The sequence below is a fragment of the Bacteroides sp. 51 genome, assembly GCF_010500965.1.
Taxonomy (GTDB): domain Bacteria; phylum Bacteroidota; class Bacteroidia; order Bacteroidales; family Bacteroidaceae; genus Bacteroides.
Map to the genome: position 1 here is coordinate 1 of NZ_QVMI01000198.1, position 306 is coordinate 306.

Annotated in this window: 1 protein-coding gene; it reads left to right on the plus strand. The window is 40.2% G+C overall.

Annotated elements, in window-relative coordinates; all coding sequences use genetic code 11:
* The first annotated feature begins 30 nt into the window (after positions 1 to 30).
* Positions 31 to 273 carry a DUF5958 family protein gene (locus tag D0T87_RS25275; protein ID WP_370526973.1) on the plus strand — a complete coding sequence of 81 codons (243 nt, stop codon included), beginning with the start codon at positions 31 to 33 and terminating at the stop codon, positions 271 to 273.
* Positions 274 to 306 lie beyond the last annotated feature (33 nt).

Consider the following 306-nt stretch of genomic DNA (forward strand, 5'->3'; position numbering starts at 1 on the left):
ATACTCATAACTTTTTAACTTGCTCACAGGATGAGATATACGAAGAATATTCACCGGCCTGGGCAAGGAACCAGGAGTAGAATTGAATCTTGCTTTCAGTTGTTCCACCGGATACGCGGATGCGAGCAAGGGAGTTCTCCCACTTATTACGGGTATTTTATTATCCAATCGAAACCTTTTGATAGTGATATACCAAAAGCTATTGAAGAAAGTAAACTGAAACCAAAACATCAGATGTGTTGCTTACCATTGCTTTATTGCCCTCGGAGGTAAATGCCAATCGGAAAGCTACTAATCATATACGCA

Excerpts from the sequence above, each read along its gene's own strand:
- D0T87_RS25275 (WP_370526973.1), top strand. The coding sequence starts at position 31 with ATGAGATATACGAAGAATATTCACCGGCCTGGGCAAGGAACCAGGAGT.